The following is a 21116-nucleotide window of genomic DNA, read 5'->3' as shown; positions in this document are numbered from 1 at the left end:
AGAATATAGTAAAATGAAAAAGCTCTGGCCATCCAACCAGAGCTTTAATCAAACCAAATATAAATGTACTTTTTGTATGAACAAGACAAATATAACATATTTTTAATGAAATTATATTATAGTTTACATATTTTTTTATTTTTTTAATTAAATAATTAAGATTAATAATATAAAAAATACCTAAATTTTAAATTTCAATTAAAATAACAACAAAATAACCTTAAAAAATACCTAAAAATTAAAATTTATCTAATAATTTGTTCATTAATAAAGATTTTATGAAATAATAAGCTGAATTTACACTTTAAAATGTTATAAAATGTAAAAATCACCCTAAATATTAATTAATTTTTTAAAAAAACTTAAAATCAGCACAAAAAAAATATTACATCTTATTAGATTATATTTGCTAACTACAAACTGGTAATTTATTATGAACGATTTTCAAATACCATCATCCATAATTCCATTAAACGATAATGAGCGTATTCAAAAACTTCATACCTATGATATTCTAGATTCTCCGCCAGAAGATGCTTTTGATAAAATAGCTATACTTGCGGCACAAATTTTTAACTCGCCAATTGCCCAGGTAACTTTTGTAGATCGCGGACGAGTCTTTTTCAAATCTAACATTAGCCCTCTATCCGCAACAGAGATAGAAAGAAAGGATAGTTTTTGCTCAATTGCCATTTTAAACAATGATGTTACCTTGTTTGAAAACACACTTAACGTCCCAGAGTTACTAAGCAACCCTTTTGTTTCAATGGAAAATGGAATCAGATTTTATGCAGGAGCACCACTTAGAACTATTGAAGGTTTACAATTAGGAACAGTTTGTGTATTAGATACTGAACCTAAACAAGTAACACAACAACAATTAAAAATGCTGGAAACATTGTCATCCATTGTGATGGATGAGCTGGAATTAAGACTCTCTACGCGAAAAGCATTGCGAACCCAGACCGATATGATGAACAGAATTGTTCACGACCTTAAAAACCCAAACACAACTATTGCTCTTTCTGCAGAACTGATCAAAAGAAAAGCCGAGGATCCAAAAATTGTAGCAGATTTTGCTGATCGGATAAAAAATGCGGCAAATGGAATGTTAACTAACTTGAACAATATATTAGAATTATCACAAGTAGAAAGCGGTGGATTTAGATTAAACCTTCAGGAAGTTGATGTTTTTCAATTATTAAATGCTGTAAAAAAGAATTTCGAACTTTTAGCGAAACAAAAAAAGCAAAATATTAAAATTATATGTAATTGTCCAACAACAATTTGGGCAGACATCGTAAGATTACAGGATGCTTTCACAAATTTACTGAGTAATGCTTTAAAATATGCAAATGCTGGTACTGAAGTTATAATTAATGTGAATGCGGTAAACAACGATTTAATTATCGAGTTTAAAGATCAAGGACAAGGACTTTCTGACAAAGACATGGGTAAATTGTTCACAAAATTCGCTAAACTAAGCGCTGTGCCTACGGCTAGGGAGCACTCTAATGGATTAGGCTTATCGATAGTTAAAATGTTAATTGAACTTCACAATGGTAAGGTTTGGGCAGAAAGCGAGGGCAAAGATAAAGGTGCGTCATTCTATATTTCTTTACCAATTAATTAGCCAATTTGAACGAAAGGAAAAAATTAGAACCTTTGTCAATATTACGTTCAAACCCTATAGTTCCTCCTTGTAAATCAGTAAATTCTTTACATAGCAACAAACCTAGTCCAATTCCTCTTTCATTATTAGTACCGAAGGTAGATGATGCTTTAAGCTTAAACAGCGTATCTTGTTGTTTTGGATCTATACCTAAACCGTTATCTTTAATAGAAATACAGCAATTATCTTCATTTTTATGTGTAGATATTGTAATCGTACCTCCAGCCGGGGTAAATTTAATTGCATTATTTACCAAATTACGAATCACCAATTGAAACATATTTTTATCTGCCAAAATAATAAGATTTTCATCAGCTTTTATTTGAAGCTCCACCCCTTTTATTGTAGCCGCATTTCTTTCAACATTCAGACCTTCATTGATAGCTTTGCTAACATTTAATTGAGCTAATTCTACATACGAACCTTCCATCTGTGTTTTTGACCACGACAGTATATTCAGTACCATATCAGAAGTATCACGGGTTAATTGCAATAACTGTTGTTTTAGATATTCTTTTTCTTCCTCAACAAGATCATGTTCAGATAACATTTCTAAATAACCTTGTATAGAGTTTAATGGCATTCTTATATCATGAGAAACAATAGAAAATAACTTATCCTTCTCAGAGTTTAAACGCTCTAATTCTTTTTTTTGCAATAAAATTTCTGCATGTTGCTGTTCTATTGCGATGTTTTTCTCCATTGCAGAAACACGTTCATGATCATAGTTTTGCCTTATGTAACTAACAATTAAGTAAATTAAACAACCAACGATAAGATAGGTGAAACTATAATCAATCGTCTTAGTCAATTTATCAGTATAAATATTTGGAATTAGTTCTGGATATAAATATTCAACTACAATAATTGATAAAACTAAAAGAACATTAAGTGGCAACCATATTTTAAAATTCTTTTTAGGAATAATGGATACACTCAAGAAAAAGACTAACACAAACATTAATAAGTTTGGTCCGTTTATACCAGAATTATAAAAATAACTCCCTGTTATTGCCCCATTACACAACAAACAAAAAAGATTAATTCCTAATTTGGATTTTCTCTTAAACCGCGACAAATAATAAAGTACCGTACAGAAAAATAACCCAAATATCGAAAGGAAAGCAGATACCATTAACCCCATATAAAGGTTAAATGGTATTTCAAAACACATTGAAATTAAGACAAAAAGGCAAACTGTATTAAATATTCTCTCCTCTAAAGAAAACAATTTAGGATCACCGATAAATCTTTTACTAGTTAGCTCTTTTCCTAGATATAACACAATTAACGACAGGTAATTTATGTAACAAACTTAACGATATTAAAATGAAAAATAAAAATTGATTTTAATAAAAGTAAGCACAAACAAATAAGGAAATTACTGATTAAATCCTTATTTTTGACGCCTTTATAAAGCTACTTAGCATGATCAAGAGAGAAAAAATAATAGACTTGCTGGATTCTACAGCATTTGATACAGAGGTTACTGTGATGGGTTGGGTGCGGACTTTTCGCAACAATCAGTTTATAGCATTGAACGATGGTTCTTGCATGGGAAATATTCAAATTGTGGTTGATTTTGCTAATACAAATGAAGATTTATTAAAACGCATTACAACTGGAGCAGCAATCGCTGTAAAAGGAATTTTAGTAGAGTCTTTAGGTAAAGGACAAAAGGTAGATATCAAAGCAAGCTCAATTGAAATTTTAGGAGATAGCAATGCTGAAGAATATCCATTACAACCTAAAAAACATAGTTTAGAGTTTTTAAGAGAAAAAGCACATTTACGTTTCCGTACTAATACATTTAATGCAGTATTTAAAATTCGTCATGCTTTAGCATTTGCTATTCATCAGTTTTATAACGAAAGAGGATTTGTATATATGCATACTCCTGTAATTACTGCTAGTGATGCAGAAGGGGCTGGTGAAATGTTTAAAGTAACTACATTAGATTTCGATAAGACCCCAAGAACTGAGGATGGAAAAGTAGATTTTTCATCAGATTTTTTTGGTCGTGCAACAAATTTAACGGTTTCTGGTCAGTTAGAAGGCGAATTGGCTGCAATGGCTTTTGGTCAGATTTATACGTTTGGACCAACTTTTAGAGCCGAAAATTCAAATACCACACGCCACTTGGCAGAATTCTGGATGATTGAACCTGAAATTGCTTTTGCAGATTTAGAAAACAACATGCAATTGGCTGAGGATATGATGAAATACATCATCAGCTATGCTTTAGAAAACTGCAAAGATGAAATAGCTTTTCTAAATGATCGTTTATTAGACGAAGAAAAACAAAAACCGCAGCAAGAAAGAAGTGAACTATCATTAATTGAAAAACTTAATTTTTGCTTAGCAAATGATTTTGAGCGTTTAACATATACAGAAGCTATTCAAATATTAAAGCATTCTAAGCCTAATCAAAAAAAGCAGTTTAAATATTTAATTGACGAATGGGGAGCTGATTTGCAAAGTGAACATGAACGTTATTTAGTTGAAAAACACTTTAAAAAACCGGTTATTTTAACAGATTACCCGAAGGACATCAAATCATTTTACATGCGAATGAATGATGATGGAAAAACTGTTGCCGCTATGGATATTTTATTTCCAGGAATTGGAGAAATGATTGGAGGATCGCAACGTGAGGAGCGCATGGATATGTTAACTAAACGTATGGAAGAAATGAACATTCCTCAAGAAGAACTGTGGTGGTATTTAGATACACGTCGTTTTGGCTCTGCACCACATGCAGGTTTTGGTTTAGGTTTTGAGCGCTTAGTTTTATTTGTAACTGGAATGACCAATATTAGAGACGTAATCGCTTTCCCAAGATTTCCAAAAAGCGCAGAGTTTTAAACTGAGTTAGAGAAGTAAATTGTCTGAAAGTCGGAAAGATATAATTTAATTAAAAGTCGCTTAGTAAATGTTAAGCGACTTTTAATTATCCGGATTACGGATATTTAATTATTAGAACTCGCGTTTTGATAATCTACAGCAGAAACTTTATAATCTGTTGGAGCAAAACTTGCAGATGTACTTAGTGCCATTCCTAATTCGTGTTGCGATGGATAAGGCGTTTGAGTTAAACTTCCTTCTGGAATATAAGGAAAAGTTTCCATGTAAGATTGCATTACATTCTGACCAATTCTTCTGTTAATATAAGCTCTAGTTAATTGATATGGATGTCTTAATCCAGCGGCACCTAATAATTCTACCGCACTTTGAACAGTTAATCGATGAAAATTAAACACTCTTATCGTTTTATCTTCAACTACCAAACCTTTCATTAAACTTGCATCTTGTGTTGCAACACCTGTTGGACAAGTATTACTATTACATTCTAATGCTTGAATACAGCCTAAAGCGAACATCATTCCTCTTGCCGAATTACATAAATCTGCACCAAGGGCGATGTTTTTCACTAAATCAAATCCTGAAGAAACCTTACCAGAAGCGATAATTTTAATATGCTTTTTTAGATTAAACCCACTCAATACATCATATACAAAAGCAACACCTTCACGTAAAGGCATTCCGACTGCGTTAGAAAATTCTTGAGGAGCTGCACCAGTCCCACCTTCTCCCCCATCAACAGTAATAAAATCTACATAAATTCCTGTTTCTATCATTGCTTTGCAAATGGCAAAAAATTCACTTCTTCTACCAATGCACAACTTAAATCCGATAGGTTTTCCATTAGATAATTCTCTAAGTTTCTTTACAAAATCCATCATTTCTAATGGTGTAGAAAATGCAGCATGCGCTGGAGGGGAAATTACGTCATACCCTTCTTTTACCAAACGAATACGGGCAATTTCTGGGGTCACTTTCGTTGCTGGTAATATACCACCATGGCCAGGTTTTGCGCCTTGAGAAAGTTTAATTTCAATCATTTTAACATTTTCAGTTTTGGAACGTTCAGCAAAAGCTTCATAGTTAAATGAGCCATCATGATGCCTACATCCAAAATATCCAGTTCCTATTTGCCAAATTAAATCTCCTCCAGGACCAGCGTGATAATCGCTGATACCACCTTCTCCTGTATTATGAGCAAAATTTCCCATTTTAGCACCACCATTTAAGGCTAAAATCGCATTCTGACTTAATGATCCAAAACTCATTGCAGATATATTATAAATACTAGCCGAATAAGGTTGTTTACAATCTGGTCCACCAATCATTACGCGTGGATTTGGATCCAATTCATGATGACTAATGGCTGCAATACTATGGCTTAACCATTCATAACCATTTTCATAAACGTCTAATTGCGTACCAAAAGGAATGGTATCGTTTTCTTTCTTTGCTCTTTGGTATATTAATGATCGATTTAATCGGCTAAATGGTTTTCCATTGGTATCGCTTTCTACAAAATATTGATAGATTTTGGGTCTTAATTCCTCCATAAAATATCTCAACCGACCAAAAACAGGATAGTTTCGTACAATACTGTGCTTAGGTTGGTACAAATCGTAAATACCGAGAATAACAAATGGACCAGTAAAAATAAAAATCCACCATAAAAATGGATGATACAATCCTAACATAATAGTTAAGGCTACTAAAAATGCGGCAATGGCTATAAATGCTTTTCTCATAATTATTTTTTAATTCAGATAACCTCAAAAATAAGCAAAAACCTATCTGTTTAAGTAATATTAATCTAATGATATAAACAACTAGCTCCTTATTTTGTTATTTTTACATATGTTAATTAAGATCTACCCAGAAAACCCAAATCCAAAAGCAATTGAGCAGATTGTTGAAATTTTAAAAAAGGGTGGTTTAATCATATATCCAACGGATACTGTTTATGGTTTAGGTTGCGACATCACTAACCAAAAAGCAATTGAAAAGATTTGTCGCATTCGAGGTATAAAACCAGAAAAGGCTAATTTTTCATTTATTTGTTCAGATTTAAGACATATTTCAGATTTCATTAAGCCTATTGACACCGTAACTTTTAGAGTATTAAAAAAAGCACTACCTGGGCCTTTTACTTTTATTTTTAATGCAAATAATAATGTACCAAAACTGTTAAGCTCAAATAAAAAAACAGTCGGTATTCGGGTTCCAGATAACGATATCGCTAGAGCAATTGTAGCAGAATTAGGTAATCCAATTATCTCTACTTCTATAAAAGATGATGATGAATTGATCGAATACTCGACAGACCCAGAATTAATTTACGAAAAATATCAAGAACAGGTTGATGCAGTAATTGATGGCGGATATGGTGATAATGAAGCTTCTACAGTTATCGATTGTACATCTGGAGATTTTGAAATTATTCGTGAAGGTAAGGGAAATATTGAAGATTTCTTTTAAATCGATATTTCTTTAAAAGTTAAATCATTAACTAATGGTTTCATAAAATTCTGACAACGATAAAATTAACAGAAGATTATATTTAGTTTTCCACAAAACGAATATTTAACACCAACTTAACTTTGAAATATTGTTTTTGCGTATACATTTGTTATTTAAAACAAATAATATGAGAAAACTTCTCCTTCTTTTTCTTTTTGCTATTAGTCTTTATTTACCAAATACAGTTTGTGCGCAAATTGCAAACTGGGACTTTACTGGCCAAAATCAATTAGCAACTTCAACAGCTAGTAGTTATCATGCAGGCCTTGCTACTGCACCTATCCTAACTCGAGGAAGTACAGCTACAGCAAGTGCTGGCGCAAATTCCTTCCGTACACAAGGATTTAAAAATGATGGTATTTCTATCTCAAACACCGATTATTTTCAAGTAACGCTAACTCCAGGAACTGGAAAGCAGTTTTCTCTAACCAGTATTGATGCGAAATTTGCAGGCACAGCAAGTTTCTTTGCTACTCCAGGGGTATCATCACAATTTGCATATAGTTTAAATGGAACAACTTTTACTTTAATTGGTTCACCAGTAACTTCAACAGCTACATCATTAACAACTGTAAATTTAGCAGCTATATCAGATTTACAAAATGTTGCAGAGGGTACAACCGTAACACTGCGCTATTATGCTAGTGGACAAACGGCCACTGGAGGTTGGGGCTTTAACTCTAGTTCATCTGGGACTAGCGGTTTTGCTATTGGTGGTACCGTTACCAATGCAGCTACAAATACTCCAACACTTAATGCTACTCCAACCAGTTTAGCTTTTGGTAGTCAAAACGTAGGTAGTACAACTTCTCAGAATTATGTTTTAAGTGGATCAAATTTAACTTCAAATGTAAATGTAACCGCATTAGCACCATTTACAGTCTCTAAAAACAACATAGTTTATTCCAATTCAATCAGCTTTAGCACAGCAGAAATAGCAGCCAATCCAACGGTATATGTTAATTTTACGCCTACAGTAGGAGGAAGTGTAACTGGTAATATAACGAATACTAGTAGTGGCGCAACGCAAGTTGATGTAGTAGTAGATGGAACAGGAATTTCTGGAACGGTAAACGCAAGCAAAACATCTCTTGATTTTAGCACTCAAAATGTCGGAACAAACTCTGCATCTCAAAATTATATATTAAGCGGAACAGGGTTAACAAATGATGTAACAGTAAGCACCACAGCTCCATTTACCTTATCTAAAGACAATATTAATTTTACTTCTTCTATAACCTATACAACTCTAGAAGTAGGTGCTAATCCAACTGTATATGTTCGTTTTAGTCCAACGAGTGCGACTGTTGCAAATGATAATGTTTTGAATGTAAGCACAAATGCAGTTTCAGCAAGTGTTGCATTAACTGGAACAGGAACTAATCCTCCTGCCGCACCTATTCACGTAGTAATTAGTGAAGTTTATGGTGGTGGCGGTAACGCTGGCGCTACTTATAAAAATGATTTTATTGAACTATATAACCCGAGCAATACAGCTGTAGATTTAACAGGTTGGTCGGTACAATATTTAAGTGCAACAGGAACTGGAAACTGGGCTGTTACACCATTAACAGGAAGCATCCCTGCAAAAGGATTTTATCTGGTGCAAGAAGCAGCTGGTGCAAACGGAACAGTAAATTTGCCAACACCTGATGCAATTGGAACTTTGGCACTCTCTGGCACAACAGGAAAAGTTATTCTGAGTAATTCAATTTCAGCTTTAGCTGGTGCAAATCCATCCAGCGCAGTTGTAATTGATAAAGTTGGATTTGGTCCAACAGCCACAGGATTTGAAGGCGCTCCAACCCCTGTAATATCAAACACTACCTCTATCGAGCGTAAAGCCACTGCTACTTCTACCACAGCAACATTAACAACTGGTGGCGCAGAAGAATTTGCTGGTAACGGACAAGACACTGATAATAATAATGCTGATTTTGTAGTACAAGCACCAAACCCCCAAAATTCATTAGTCATTGAACCAACAGGTGCAAATCACATAGTGATTAGTGAAGTATATGGTGGTGGTGGAAACTCCGGCGCTACCTATAAAAACGATTTCATTGAATTATACAATCCTACAAATGCAACAGTAGATTTAACTAATTGGTCAGTTCAATATACAAGCGCTACTGGAACTGGAACATGGCAAGCTACTGTTTTATCTGGCAGTATTGCTCCAAAAGGTTTCTATTTAATCCAAGAGGCAGCTGGTGCAAATGGAACATTAAATTTACCAACTCCTGATAAAATAGGTACACTTAATTTATCTGGCACAACAGGTAAAGTTCTTTTAAGTAATGTATCCACTTTACAAACAGGTGCAAACCCAAGTGGCTTAGCTATTGTTGACAAAGTTGGTTTCGGTCCTACTGCAAGCGGATTTGAAGGAACAGCTCCTGCAGTGGTCATTACAAATTCAACTTCTTTAGAACGTAAGGCAAGTTCTACTTCAACAGTGTTAACATTAGGCGTTGGTGGCACAGAAGAATTTGCAGGGAATGGTTTTGATGGTGATGAAAACTCTACAGATTTTGTAGCCACAGCTCCAAATCCTCAAAACTCAACAATTACAGAACCGGCTTCAACAAGTGGGCCATACTTAGCAACAACACCGACAAGTTTAGCATTTAGCAATCAAGCTATAGGTACTACATCAACTGCAAAAACATTTGTATTAAGTGGCGGCAACTTAACTAATACCACCACCGTTTCTGTAAGTGGTGCATTTACAATTTCGAAAGATAACCTTGCTTACACTAGCTCACTAACATTTAGCCCTGCAGAAATAGCAACTAGTCCAACAGTGTATGTTAAATTTACCCCAAGTGTTGCAGGTAATGCAACCGGTTCAATTTCAAATGCAAGTGCTGGTGCTACGACAATGAATGTTGCATTAACAGGTCCAGGAATAGATCCAAATCAAACAGCGTTTAATTTCGAAAACTGTACCACTGTAGGAAGTTCCGCTTTATCTGATGGTTTTTATCAATATAGCGTAACAGGCCCACAAACTTGGGGCTGTACCACTACATTTGGTCATGATGCTACAGATGCAACAGGTAAAGCGAGTATAGGCAATGCCTTACAGATAAATGGTTTTTCAAGTGGCAACATCCTTAATGAAGATTGGTTAATTTCTCCTGCATTGAATTTATCAGCTATGAATTATGCGGTGTTATCTTTTTGGACAAGATCTGCATTTGCGGGTGATAAACTTCAACTTAAAATATCAACCAATTATACAGGAACTGGAAATCCTAACTTAGCAACGTGGACAGCTATTGATGGTAAATTCTCTGAAACCGCATCCGATACTTGGACAAAATCAGACTTTATAGATTTATCAGCGTACAAAGCTACTCCAGTATATGTGGCATTTGTCTACACCTCTACTACTTCATCGGCTAGTCGTTGGACAATCGATGATTTTGCAGTTACAAATTCCCCTACTGTTCCGCCAGTAGATATTACAGCTTCTCCTAGTAGTTTAAACTTTGGTTTTCAATCTGCAGGCACAACCTCAACTGAAAAAACTTTCGGTTTCTCCGCAGGTAATTTAACAGATGATGTTACATTAACCGCTCCTGCAAATTTCACCATATCAAAAACAAGTGGCGGTACTTTTGGTTCAAGCCTAACCTATACCAAGGCAACCATCAATAATAGCTCACAAACGGTATATGCTAAGTTTTCACCAACAGCTATAAATTCAACATATGCAGGTAATGTTAGTATTACCACAAATGGTTCTGCTGGTAAAAATGTAGCTCTATCTGGTAATACATTTGATATTGCTAACACACTCGAAGTTGTAAACTGGAATATCGAATGGTTTGGCAGTCCAGCACAAGATCCATCAAATGATACCCAACAAGCCGCAAACGTTAAAACAGTAGTCAATAATATTAATGCAGATATATATGGCTTTGCCGAAGTAGTAGATACAACTTTATTTAGAAATACAGTTTTGCCAGCAGGTTATAATGTAATCTTCAGCGAATTTGGTTCTTATGCAGATAATAAAGCAGATGTAGATTATCCGCTAGCACAAAAATTGGCATTTATGTATCGCACTGATCTTATTAAACCAATTAGAACTTACGGCGTATTACAAGACACTTATAATCCAGCTGTTGCTTCTACTTTTGTTGATGGAACACCTTATAAAAACTGGTCATCTGGTCGTTTTCCTTTTGCAGTGGAAGCCGAAGTAACCATTAACGGCAAAAAAGATATTGTTACGTTTATAGAAATACATGCAAAAGCAAATACAGGTCCTGTTGCTGATCAAATTGATGCTTATAACCGTAGAAAAGGTGGAAATCTTCAATTTAAAAATTGGATAGACGCAAACCTTAGCGGAAAAAAAGTAATCATTTTGGGTGATTTTAACGATGTTCTAGATCCTGATAAAACAATTGCGCCAATGCCTGCTGGTACTGGAACTTCGTATTCAGATTTTATTAATGCGCCGACAGACTACTTTCCTATTACTTTACCTTTAAGTTTAGCCGGAAAGCAATCAACTGCAGGTTTCCCAACTGTTATTGACAATGTAATTATTACAAAAGCCTTAAATGCAAATTATGTACCTGGCACTGCCGAAGTATTAGATGCAGTTAAAAACTTAGTTACAAATTATAACACAACTACAACGGATCATTATCCAATAAGATCAAGATATTTATTTGGTAATGATGAACCAACTTTAGCAGCTATTGCAAATCAATCGATATGTTATACTGGAGTAAACCAAACAGTAGCTTTAACAGGAATATCTGCAGGCGCAGAAACCTCACAAACTACAACATTAACGGTGACTTCTGATAATGCAAATTTATTTGATATCCTAACCGTTGCACCCAATGGAACTGATAAAGGTACACTAACTTATCATTTAAAAAATAATGTGAGTGGTGTGGCTAACATTACAGTAACCGTTACAGATAATGGCAATACAGATTTTGATGGAATTAATACCACAAGCAAAACCTTTAAATTAACCGTAAATAGCTTAGCAACTGCTACAATAGCTGGGACTACAGCAGTTCCTGCAAATGCAACTGCCCCATTTGTTACATTTACAGGTGCAAATGGAACTGCTCCGTATACTTTTACCTATAATATTAATGGCGGCACAAATAAAACAGTAACCACCACAACTGGAAACAGTGTAACTGTAACCGCTCCAACCAATGTAGTTGGCATTTTTGCCTACAATTTAGTTAGTGTAGCTGATGCAAATTGCGGACAAGTACAAACTGGTACAGCAACAATTACCATTCGTCCTTTACCAGTTGCAACAATAGCAAGTTCAGGTCCAGTATGTATTAACGGTACATCACCTGTGGTTACCTTTACTGGCGCTGCTGGTACTGCTCCATATACATTTACCTATACTGTAAACGGAAGTAGCAATAGAACTATTACTTCTACATCAACTACAGTAAGTTTAAATGCGCCAACAAATGTTGCAGGTACATTTATTTATGCTTTAGTTAGCGTAGCCGATGCTTACGGAAGTCAGGCGCAAACAAATACAGCAACTGTAACTATAAACGCTTTACCAGTTATCAATGTAGCAAGTAACAATGGTATAACTATTTCTAAAGGCACATCTGTAATACTATCAGCAAGTGGTGCAGTAAGTTATACATGGTTGCCAAGTTCAGATATTATTGCTGGACAAGGAACTGCTACGCTAACTGTTAGACCTAAACAAACAACTACCTATACGGTAACAGGAACAAATGCAACTGGTTGTACAACTAGCCAGTCAATTACCATTCAGGTTTCAGATGACTATCAAATTACTGCACTAAACATTTTAACGCCAAATGGCGATGGTAAGAATGATAAGTTTGTTATTCAAAACATAGATTATTATCCTAACAATACGGTTAAGATTTTCGATAGATCTGGCAGAACAGTATATACTAAAAAAGGGTATGACAATCAATGGGATGGAACATTTAACGGAGTTCCACTTGCATCAGATACCTATTATTACACCATAGATTTTGGCACCAACATCGCTCCGTTTAAAGGTTATATCACTATTGTAAGAAACTAATTGTATTAAATCACATGAAATTCAATTCTAAAATATATAGTATGTTTAAGCATATCTTTTGCTTGCTTTTGTTAACAACAATTTTAACATCACTAACTAATAAAGCAAGTGCACAGCTTAACCCTTTAAGTTCACAATATTTTTTAAATCAATACCAAATTAATCCCGCTTATGCGGGATTAACTGATGGCTTAAACTTGAACTTAAACTATCGTAAGCAATGGAGTAATATTCCAGGTTCACCTAGTACCCAATCTATTACAGCAGATTATAAACTAAACAAAGTGGGTTTAGGTATTAATGTTTACAATGAAAAAGCAGGTTCTTTACAGCGCACTAAAGCAATGGCAACTTATGCTTATCATTTGCCTTTAAACAACGATGATCAGAAATTAAACTTTGGCGCATCAATAGGTATCATGAATGAGCATGTTGATTATAATGGTGTAAATGGCGATATGACCGACCCCACTATTGCTCAATTTAACAATAAAGGTTCTTTATTTGATGGAGATTTTGGCATTGCCTATACCAGTAATACCTTAAATGTAGAAGGTGTAATTCCAAATATTAGAAGTTTTATTAAACAAGAGGATGATAATAATGTAGATCGTTCTTTGTTTTATGCAGCTATTAGTTATAAAATTAATACTGGAGTTGGTGCTAACGCGATAGAAATTGAACCGAAAGTTGCTTATAGAGATATTAAAGGCTATGATAATATTTGGGATGCAGGTGCAAACTTAAATTTTACCAATAAAGTGTATCTAATGGGAATGTATCATAGTAGCAAAAGTGCATCTTTTGGGGCAGGTATAAATTACAAGTCATCTTTAGCTATTATGGGTTTCTACACTACCGAAACATCTGCCTTGCAAGGCTCTGCTAACGGCACTTTTGAGATTAGTTTAAAAGCGACACTATTTAAGTAATTTATGCTTCGAATAGTTGAAGTTAAAGGTTGAAAGAGCAAAAAGTCTAATTTCATAAGCGAGAAGTCTTCCGGCACAAGCAAGAAGTCTAATTCCCAACTACATATACATTTTAATTGGGCAAACTGCAAACTGCTTTTCTGAGATGACTAATAATTATATTAAAATAAACTATATTAGTTTTAGTTCTGAACTAATCTAATACAATTATGCAGATAAGATGCTTTTTAATAGCGATTTTGACATTATTTATTGTGCAATTACATGCCCAATCTCAATGGAAACTCAAAAATGATAAGATTTTAACTCCATGGGCAACGCAGGTAAACCCTAATTTGCCATTACCAGAATACCCAAGACCGCAATTAGTAAGAAACAACTGGCAAAATTTAAATGGTTTATGGGAATATGCTATTGTGCCAAAAAATGAAACTCCAACTAAGTATGATGGAAAGATTTTAGTTCCATTTGCAGTCGAATCGGCTTTGTCTGGCGTTCAAAAAACTGTTGGAAAAGACAGTGTGCTATGGTATAAAAATGAAATTACTATCTCATCTGCATTGCGAGGAAAACAAGTTTTATTAAATTTTGGTGCTGTAGATTGGCAAACAGAAGTTTTTATAAATGGCAAAAGCGTAGGTACACACGAAGGTGGATTTGATCCGTTTAGTTTCAACATTACTTCGGCATTAAAAAAAGGAGCAACTCAAGAAATTAAAATTCGTGTGTGGGATCCAACAGATGATGGTCCACAACCAAGAGGCAAACAGGTAAAAAAGCCACATGGCATTTGGTATACACCAGTTACAGGGATTTGGCAAACCGTTTGGCTTGAAGCTGTACCGGAAAGTTATATTGTTGCTACTAAACAAACACCAGATATTGATGCGCATACCATAACTGTTTCGGGAACATTTAGCGCTACGCAACCAACCGATAAATTTAAAGTGGAAGTAGTTGAAGGAAATCAGGTAATTGCCGAAAATACTTCAGCAACTGCTGATGCTATTGTGCTTAAACTGAATAATGAGAAATTATGGTCGCCGACAAGTCCGTTTTTGTATGATTTACGCATCAGTTTAATTAGAAATAATAAAACTATAGATCAAGTAACTAGTTATTTCGCAATGCGGAAAATCTCTGTCGGAACAGATGCCAAAGGAATAAAACGAATGTTGCTGAACAATCAATTCTTATTTCAATTTGGTCCTTTAGATCAGGGTTGGTGGCCAGATGGTTTATACACTCCTCCAACAGAAGAAGCCATGAAATTTGATATAGACGAGTTGAAGAAAATGGGTTTTAATATGATCAGAAAACATATTAAAGTAGAATCGGCTAGGTATTATAATTACTGTGATAAAGCGGGAATGTTATTATGGCAAGATATGCCAAGTGGAGATTTAGGTAATGGCTGGAACCCAAATCCTGGAACAATTAATAATGAAACTGATAAAAATCGGACTTCTGAATCTGAAGGTTATTATAAAAAAGAATGGAATGCAATTATGGATGCATTGCATAATTTCCCATCAATAGTAGTCTGGGTTCCTTTTAATGAGGCTTGGGGTCAGTTCAAAACGGTAGAAATTACAGAATGGACAATGAAGAAAGATCCTTCTAGATTAGTAAATAGTGCTAGTGGTGGGAATTTTTTTAATACTGGTCATTTTACTGATATTCATAGTTACCCGCAGCCTGCAATGCCTAGACCAGATTTATTTGGAAAAACGAGCATATTGGTTTTAGGCGAATATGGTGGTTTAGGACTTCCGGTAGAAGGAAATACTTGGCAACAGAAAAATAATTGGGGTTATCAGAGTTTTAAAACTGCTGATGAATTGTTTGCCAAATACGATTTGTTTACCACACGTTTAACAGAACTTATTCCATTGGGACTTTCTGCCGCAGTTTATACCCAAACAACTGATGTAGAAGTTGAGGTAAATGGATTAATTACTTACGATAGAAAAGTAATTAAAGTGCCTTCGGCAATTTTTAAGTCAAATGCTAAGGTGTTTAATCCAGCATTGGTACAAATGAAATAATGATATTGAACTAAAGGTTATAATTTATCAAATAAAGATAGATTATAACTTTTAGCTCTATTGAAGCTTAGTTTCTAAACTCTTTCATAAACGTTTTTACATTTTTCTCTACATCACCATTAGCTAAACATTTTACAAAAGCACTGCCTATAATTGCACCACTAGCATATTCGTTTGCAGCATCAAATGTTTGTTTATCAGAAATTCCAAATCCAATCATTAAAGGATTTTTTAAATCCATTGCTTTAATACGAGCAAAATAAGTTCTAGCGTTTGCTGAAACATCAAGGTTTTTACCTGTAGTAGCTGCTGATGATAAAAGATAAATAAAGGCATTACTTAAACCATCTATTTTACGAATACGCTCTTCGGAAGTTTGAGGTGTAACTAAAAAAATATTACTCACACCATGTTCCTCGAAACAGCTATGATATAATTCTTCATATTCATACATTGGTAAATCGGGAATAATGCAACCATCTATTCCTATTTCAGCACAAGCTTTACAGAAATTTTCTACTCCAAATTGTAAAACAGGATTAACATAGCCCATTAATAGAATTGGAATAGTTACCGTTTTACGGAGATCTTTCAACTGACTAAACAATATTTGCAAGGTCATTCCCTGATCTAAAGATTGCTTACTACTAGCTTGTATAATTGGTCCATCGGCAACAGGATCTGAATAAGGGAAACCTATTTCTAAAAAATCTGCACCTGCTTTTTCTAAAGCTTCGGCAATTTGTAAAGTGTCATTTAAATTCGGGTAACCAGCTGTATAGTAAATGGAAAGAATATCTTTCTTTTTATTTTGGAAGAGTTGTTGTAATCTGTTCATAATTTTATTGTTGCTGTTGTTGCGAGCTTTATGAAGTAATTTCCTGCAAAAGTTAAATCGTTTTAAGATTGCTTCGTACCTCGCAATGACGAATTATTTTATAAATTAAAATGCTTCATGTAGGTTTCCATGTCTTTATCTCCCCTACCGGATAAACAAACGACTACATTTTCGCCCCCCTTAAATTTCATGTATTCTAGATAAGCTAAGGCATGGGCACTTTCAATTGCCGGAATAATTCCTTCTAATTGGGTTAACAATAAACCAGCATTTAGTGATTCGTCATCGGTGATAGAAACGTATTTGCCACGACCGGTTTTAAATAAATGTGCATGTTGTGGTCCAATACCAGGATAATCTAATCCCGCAGAAACCGAATGTGGTTCTACTACTTGTCCATCTGGTGTTTGCATTAAAATACTTCTGCTGCCATGCAAAACTCCTTCTTTACCTAAATATGTTGTAGCAGCTGATAAACCAGAATCTACACCTTTACCACCAGCTTCTACAGCAATTAATTTTACGCTTTCATCATCAATAAAATGATAGAACATACCAGCAGCATTACTGCCACCACCTACACAAGCCATTACATAATCGGGTTGGTCTTTACCTGTTTGCTCTAATAATTGTTTCTTAGTTTCTTCGGAAATTATAGATTGAAAAATAGAAACCATATCTGGATATGGATGAGGGCCAACAACCGAACCGATGATATAATGGGTATCGACAGGATTGTTAATCCAATCTCTCATCGCTTCGTTGGTTGCATCTTTTAAGGTTTTACTACCCGATGTTGCAGGAACAACTTTTGCTCCCAACATTTTCATACGTGCTACGTTTGGCGCTTGGCGTTTGATATCAACTTCTCCCATATACACTACACATTCTAAACCACGTAAAGCGCAAACTGTTGCTGTTGCTACTCCATGCTGACCAGCGCCAGTTTCGGCAATGATACGTTTTTTACCTAATCGTTCGGCAAGTAAAATCTGTCCGATGGTATTGTTTATTTTGTGCGCACCTGTATGGTTTAAGTCTTCTCGCTTTAAAAAAATATTTGCACCATATTTTCCAGATAAACGTTTAGCTAAATACAATGGTGATGGGCGGCCAACGTAATCTTTAAGTAGCGCTTTAAACTCTTGCTGAAAGCTCTCTTCATGAATAATTGACAAGTACTGTTGTCTTAATTCTTCCACATTTGGATATAACATTTCAGGAATGTACGCTCCACCAAAATCTCCGTAATACCCTTTCTCGTTTACAAAATAGCTCATAATTATTATTGCTTTACTCTACCATTGTTTTTAACAACAGTAATAAATTCTTTTAATTTTTCAACATCTTTTAATCCAGGCTCAAGTTCAAATTTGCTATTTACATCTATAGCATAAAGCCTTGGATCATTTATTTGTTTCAATATGCTTGCATGAGATAAATCAATGCCTCCGCTTAGGAAATATGGTTTATCGAATGGGTACTTTTCTAATAATTTCCAATCGAATACTTTACCAGAGCCGCCATGAGCAGGTGTTTGTGTATCGAATAAAAAATAATCGATAGCATTTAAATATGTTTCTAATTGAGAGAAATCAAAGTTTTCATCTATACCAAAAGCTTTAATTACTTCCACACCTGTGGATTTTATTTCATTGCAATATGCTGTACTTTCTTGTCCATGTAATTGTACCGCTTTTAAGTTGTATTTTAAGATGTAGGTTTTAACAGTTTCTATATCTTCATTTACAAAAACACCAGTTGTTTTTATTGTTGATGGCACATATTTAATCAGTTCTGCAGAAATATCACTAATAAAACGTGGAGATTTAGCATAGAAAATAAAACCAATATAGTCTGGTTGCAATTCTGCCACGGCAGCAATATTAGCTGCTTGAGTCATTCCGCACACTTTTATTTTCAATTTCATAATATTTTCTTATCGTCATTGCGAGGCATGAGGCAATTGTAAAGCATAAAATCTACATATTTCGCATTAAGATTGCTTTGTCGTACCTCCTCACAATGACGTATTAAACAGCTATCAACTTTGTAAAACTTTGTAACGCTTTTTTATTCATCAATGATTCTTCGGCTTCATAGAAACAATCGGCGAAAGTATTACCTTGCTTTATGGTTTGAATTGCTAATGCGGCATTGCATAGCACCACATTGGTTTGTGCATCAGTTCCTTTTCCATTTAATATATTGGTAAAAATTTCTGCAGATGATTCAACTGTATCGCCACCTTGAATTTCCTTTTCGCTGATTTCCTCAAAACCTAAATCTGTTATTTTATTTAATGCCTCTCCTTTTTTACTGAATGTTTTAAAATCGCAGGTTAAAGAAACTTCATCAAACCCATCCACAGCATGTATAATCGTATAATTTTTTTCAGTTTGCTGATATAAATAAGCATATAAGCGTGCCAATTCTAAACTAAACACACCTACTATTTGGTTTTTCGGCTGCGCCGGATTTACCATTGGTCCTAACATATTGAAAAATGTTTTTACACCTAATTCTTTTCGTATCGGAGCTACTGTTTTCATCGCAGGATTAAACAATGGCGCATGTAAAAAACAAATACCTGCTTCATCTAAACTACGTTTTAAAATAGTTTCATCATTGGTAAAAGTATAGCCTAAATATTCCATTACATTACTTGAACCGCAGCCTGAAGAAACTCCATAATTACCGTGTTTAGCTACTTTATGACCTGCACCTGCAACAATGAAAGATGCTAAAGTAGAAATGTTAAAGGTGTCTTTTCCATCTCCACCTGTACCGCAAAGATCAACTAATTCATAGTCTGACAAATCGACCTTTAAACATAAATCTAACATTGAATCGCGGAAGCCTTGTAGTTCTTCTACAGTGATATTTCGCATCCCGTAAGCCGTAATAAAGGCAGCAATTTGTGAAGTATTAAACTCTCCTAAAGAAATAGAAGTCAAGATTTTTTGTGCTTCTTCTCTGCTAAAGGTTTTGTTTTCGAATAAGTGGTTAAGTATTTTCTTCATGGGTATAAAACAAAAAAGGTTGCCTTTTTACAAGCAACCTTTACTATATTTTTATAAAAAATAAAACGTACAAAAAAAGGTTACATCACGCTATTGCGTTATGCCACCACCAATTTTTATTTACGTTTATCTGTATCATTCTGTCACAAATATGGAATAGTTTTTATTATTTGCAAAATGTTTCTCAAAATAATTTAGAATTATGTCATTTATCAAACGAAAACATCAAAAAGATGATGATTTAGGCTTTGGATCTACTCCAATTATAAAAAACCAACGCATGCTCAATTCAGATGGAACTGCTAACATTGAACGTACAGGTTTACCTTGGTTTAAATTTGATGATACTTATACTCGTTTGGTTACCATGAGCTGGAGCCGATTTTTTGTGGTTATTTTAATTACCTATTTAATTGTAAATACCATCTTCGCGTTAGCATATAATTTAATAGGTATTGAAAACTTGAATGGAGCAAAAGGTCTAACCCCACGTGATCAATTTTTTGATGCTTTCTTTTTCTCTGCACAAACCATTTCTACAGTTGGATATGGACATATCTCTCCGCAAGGATTTATCACAAGCTGTTTAGCAGCCTTTGAAAGTATGCTCGGCTTGCTCGCATTTGCCTTGGCAACAGGTTTATTGTATGGTCGTTTCAGCAGGCCTACCTCTAAAATCAAATTCAGTAAAAAAATGGTGATTGCACCTTATAAAGATGGCAAAGGTTTAATGTGCAGATTAGTGAATTTAAGAAGAAACCAATTAATAGATCTCGAAGCGCAGATGTATTTAACATTCAATGAAACTATAGAAGGAAAAGAGACCAGAAGTTTTTATCCATTAGAATTGGAACGTGATAAAATCAGCATATTATCTTTAAACTGGACTTTAGTACATCCTATAACTGAAAATAGCCCTCTTTTTGAAAAGGAAATAGCGGATTTAATAGTCGCAGAAACAGAGATATTTGTGATTATGAAATCTTTCGATGATACATTTTCACAAACGATACATACTCGTATCAGCTATCAGGACGAGGAAATTGAAATGAATGCAAAGTTCCAAAAGATGTTCTTCCACAATGATGAAGGAAGGATGGTATTAGATTACGATAAACTAAGTGCTATCGAAATACTCGAATAGAAAA

The 21116-nt window shown here is 34.5% G+C and carries 13 protein-coding genes; 7 read left to right on the top strand and 6 right to left on the bottom strand.

Going from position 1 to position 21116, the window contains the following annotated elements:
* Positions 1–433 precede the first annotated feature (433 nt).
* Positions 434–1633 (top strand): GAF domain-containing sensor histidine kinase, encoded by a 1200-nt coding sequence (locus HQN85_RS01890; RefSeq protein ID WP_173268654.1) that lies wholly within the window; start codon positions 434–436, stop codon positions 1631–1633.
* Here the strand turns inward: HQN85_RS01890 and HQN85_RS15850 are convergent.
* Positions 1626–2957 (bottom strand): sensor histidine kinase, encoded by a 1332-nt coding sequence (locus HQN85_RS15850; protein ID WP_173268653.1) that lies wholly within the window; start codon positions 2955–2957, stop codon positions 1626–1628. The two genes, HQN85_RS01890 and HQN85_RS15850, sit on opposite strands and share 8 nt — an antisense overlap.
* Before the next feature lie 143 nt (positions 2958–3100).
* Here HQN85_RS15850 and asnS point away from each other — a divergent pair, with 143 nt between their 5' ends.
* Positions 3101–4537 carry an asparagine--tRNA ligase gene (gene asnS, locus HQN85_RS01880; protein WP_173268652.1) on the top strand — a complete coding sequence of 479 codons (1437 nt, stop codon included), beginning with the start codon at positions 3101–3103 and terminating at the stop codon, positions 4535–4537.
* Positions 4538–4641: 104 nt separating this feature from the next.
* Here asnS and HQN85_RS01875 read toward each other — a convergent pair whose 3' ends face one another.
* Positions 4642–6279, bottom strand: coding sequence for an FMN-binding glutamate synthase family protein (locus HQN85_RS01875; protein WP_173268651.1), 1638 nt, complete (start codon positions 6277–6279; stop codon positions 4642–4644).
* A 109-nt stretch (positions 6280–6388) separates the two neighbouring features.
* On the opposite strand from HQN85_RS01875, the gene HQN85_RS01870 reads away from it, so the two are divergent.
* The 4 genes from HQN85_RS01870 to HQN85_RS01855 all read left to right on the top strand — a co-directional run bounded on the left by HQN85_RS01870 (position 6389) and on the right by HQN85_RS01855 (position 16107).
* Positions 6389–7009 carry an L-threonylcarbamoyladenylate synthase gene (locus HQN85_RS01870; protein ID WP_173268650.1) on the top strand — a complete coding sequence of 207 codons (621 nt, stop codon included), beginning with the start codon at positions 6389–6391 and terminating at the stop codon, positions 7007–7009.
* A gap of 169 nt (positions 7010–7178) precedes the next feature.
* Positions 7179–13127 carry a lamin tail domain-containing protein gene (locus tag HQN85_RS01865; protein WP_173268649.1) on the top strand — a complete coding sequence of 1983 codons (5949 nt, stop codon included), beginning with the start codon at positions 7179–7181 and terminating at the stop codon, positions 13125–13127.
* 41 nt (positions 13128–13168) lie between these two features.
* Positions 13169–14059: a PorP/SprF family type IX secretion system membrane protein gene (locus HQN85_RS01860; protein ID WP_173268648.1), complete on the top strand. Its 891-nt coding sequence runs from the start codon at positions 13169–13171 to the stop codon at positions 14057–14059.
* A gap of 209 nt (positions 14060–14268) precedes the next feature.
* Entirely contained in the window at positions 14269–16107 is a 1839-nt protein-coding gene (locus HQN85_RS01855; protein WP_173268647.1) for a glycoside hydrolase family 2 protein, read from the top strand.
* A 67-nt stretch (positions 16108–16174) separates the two neighbouring features.
* On the opposite strand, the gene trpA is transcribed toward HQN85_RS01855, so the two are convergent.
* From trpA to trpD, 4 genes are all read right to left on the bottom strand, one after another.
* Positions 16175–16945: a tryptophan synthase subunit alpha gene (gene trpA / locus HQN85_RS01850; RefSeq protein ID WP_173268646.1), complete on the bottom strand. Its 771-nt coding sequence runs from the start codon at positions 16943–16945 to the stop codon at positions 16175–16177.
* Positions 16946–17043: 98 nt separating this feature from the next.
* Positions 17044–18225 (bottom strand): tryptophan synthase subunit beta, encoded by a 1182-nt coding sequence (gene trpB, locus HQN85_RS01845; RefSeq protein ID WP_173268645.1) that lies wholly within the window; start codon positions 18223–18225, stop codon positions 17044–17046.
* 5 nt (positions 18226–18230) lie between these two features.
* Entirely contained in the window at positions 18231–18875 is a 645-nt protein-coding gene (locus tag HQN85_RS01840) for a phosphoribosylanthranilate isomerase (RefSeq protein ID WP_173268644.1), read from the bottom strand.
* A 103-nt stretch (positions 18876–18978) separates the two neighbouring features.
* The gene (trpD, locus tag HQN85_RS01835) at positions 18979–19968 is read right to left on the bottom strand and encodes an anthranilate phosphoribosyltransferase (RefSeq protein ID WP_173268643.1); all 990 of its coding nucleotides are present in this window, start codon (positions 19966–19968) and stop codon (positions 18979–18981) included.
* A 202-nt stretch (positions 19969–20170) separates the two neighbouring features.
* On the opposite strand from trpD, the gene HQN85_RS01830 reads away from it, so the two are divergent.
* Positions 20171–21112, top strand: a complete 942-nt coding sequence (locus HQN85_RS01830; protein WP_173268642.1) for an ion channel — start codon at positions 20171–20173, stop codon at positions 21110–21112.
* Positions 21113–21116 lie beyond the last annotated feature (4 nt).

The sequence above is a fragment of the Pedobacter boryungensis genome, assembly GCF_013204825.1.
In the GTDB taxonomy this organism is placed as follows: domain Bacteria; phylum Bacteroidota; class Bacteroidia; order Sphingobacteriales; family Sphingobacteriaceae; genus Pedobacter; species Pedobacter boryungensis.
Note: the sequence above shows the minus strand (reverse complement) of the source record. Positions and strands in the feature narration are given on the sequence as shown.

Coding starts and splice junctions, on each gene's coding strand:
- HQN85_RS01890 (WP_173268654.1), top strand. CDS start 434: ATGAACGATTTTCAAATACCATCATCCATAATTCCATTAAACGATAAT.
- asnS (WP_173268652.1), top strand. CDS start 3,101: ATGATCAAGAGAGAAAAAATAATAGACTTGCTGGATTCTACAGCATTT.
- HQN85_RS01875 (WP_173268651.1), bottom strand. CDS start 6,279: ATGAGAAAAGCATTTATAGCCATTGCCGCATTTTTAGTAGCCTTAACT.
- HQN85_RS01870 (WP_173268650.1), top strand. CDS start 6,389: ATGTTAATTAAGATCTACCCAGAAAACCCAAATCCAAAAGCAATTGAG.
- HQN85_RS01865 (WP_173268649.1), top strand. CDS start 7,179: ATGAGAAAACTTCTCCTTCTTTTTCTTTTTGCTATTAGTCTTTATTTA.
- HQN85_RS01860 (WP_173268648.1), top strand. CDS start 13,169: ATGTTTAAGCATATCTTTTGCTTGCTTTTGTTAACAACAATTTTAACA.
- HQN85_RS01855 (WP_173268647.1), top strand. CDS start 14,269: ATGCAGATAAGATGCTTTTTAATAGCGATTTTGACATTATTTATTGTG.
- trpA (WP_173268646.1), bottom strand. CDS start 16,945: ATGAACAGATTACAACAACTCTTCCAAAATAAAAAGAAAGATATTCTT.
- trpB (WP_173268645.1), bottom strand. CDS start 18,225: ATGAGCTATTTTGTAAACGAGAAAGGGTATTACGGAGATTTTGGTGGA.
- HQN85_RS01840 (WP_173268644.1), bottom strand. CDS start 18,875: ATGAAATTGAAAATAAAAGTGTGCGGAATGACTCAAGCAGCTAATATT.
- trpD (WP_173268643.1), bottom strand. CDS start 19,968: ATGAAGAAAATACTTAACCACTTATTCGAAAACAAAACCTTTAGCAGA.
- HQN85_RS01830 (WP_173268642.1), top strand. CDS start 20,171: ATGTCATTTATCAAACGAAAACATCAAAAAGATGATGATTTAGGCTTT.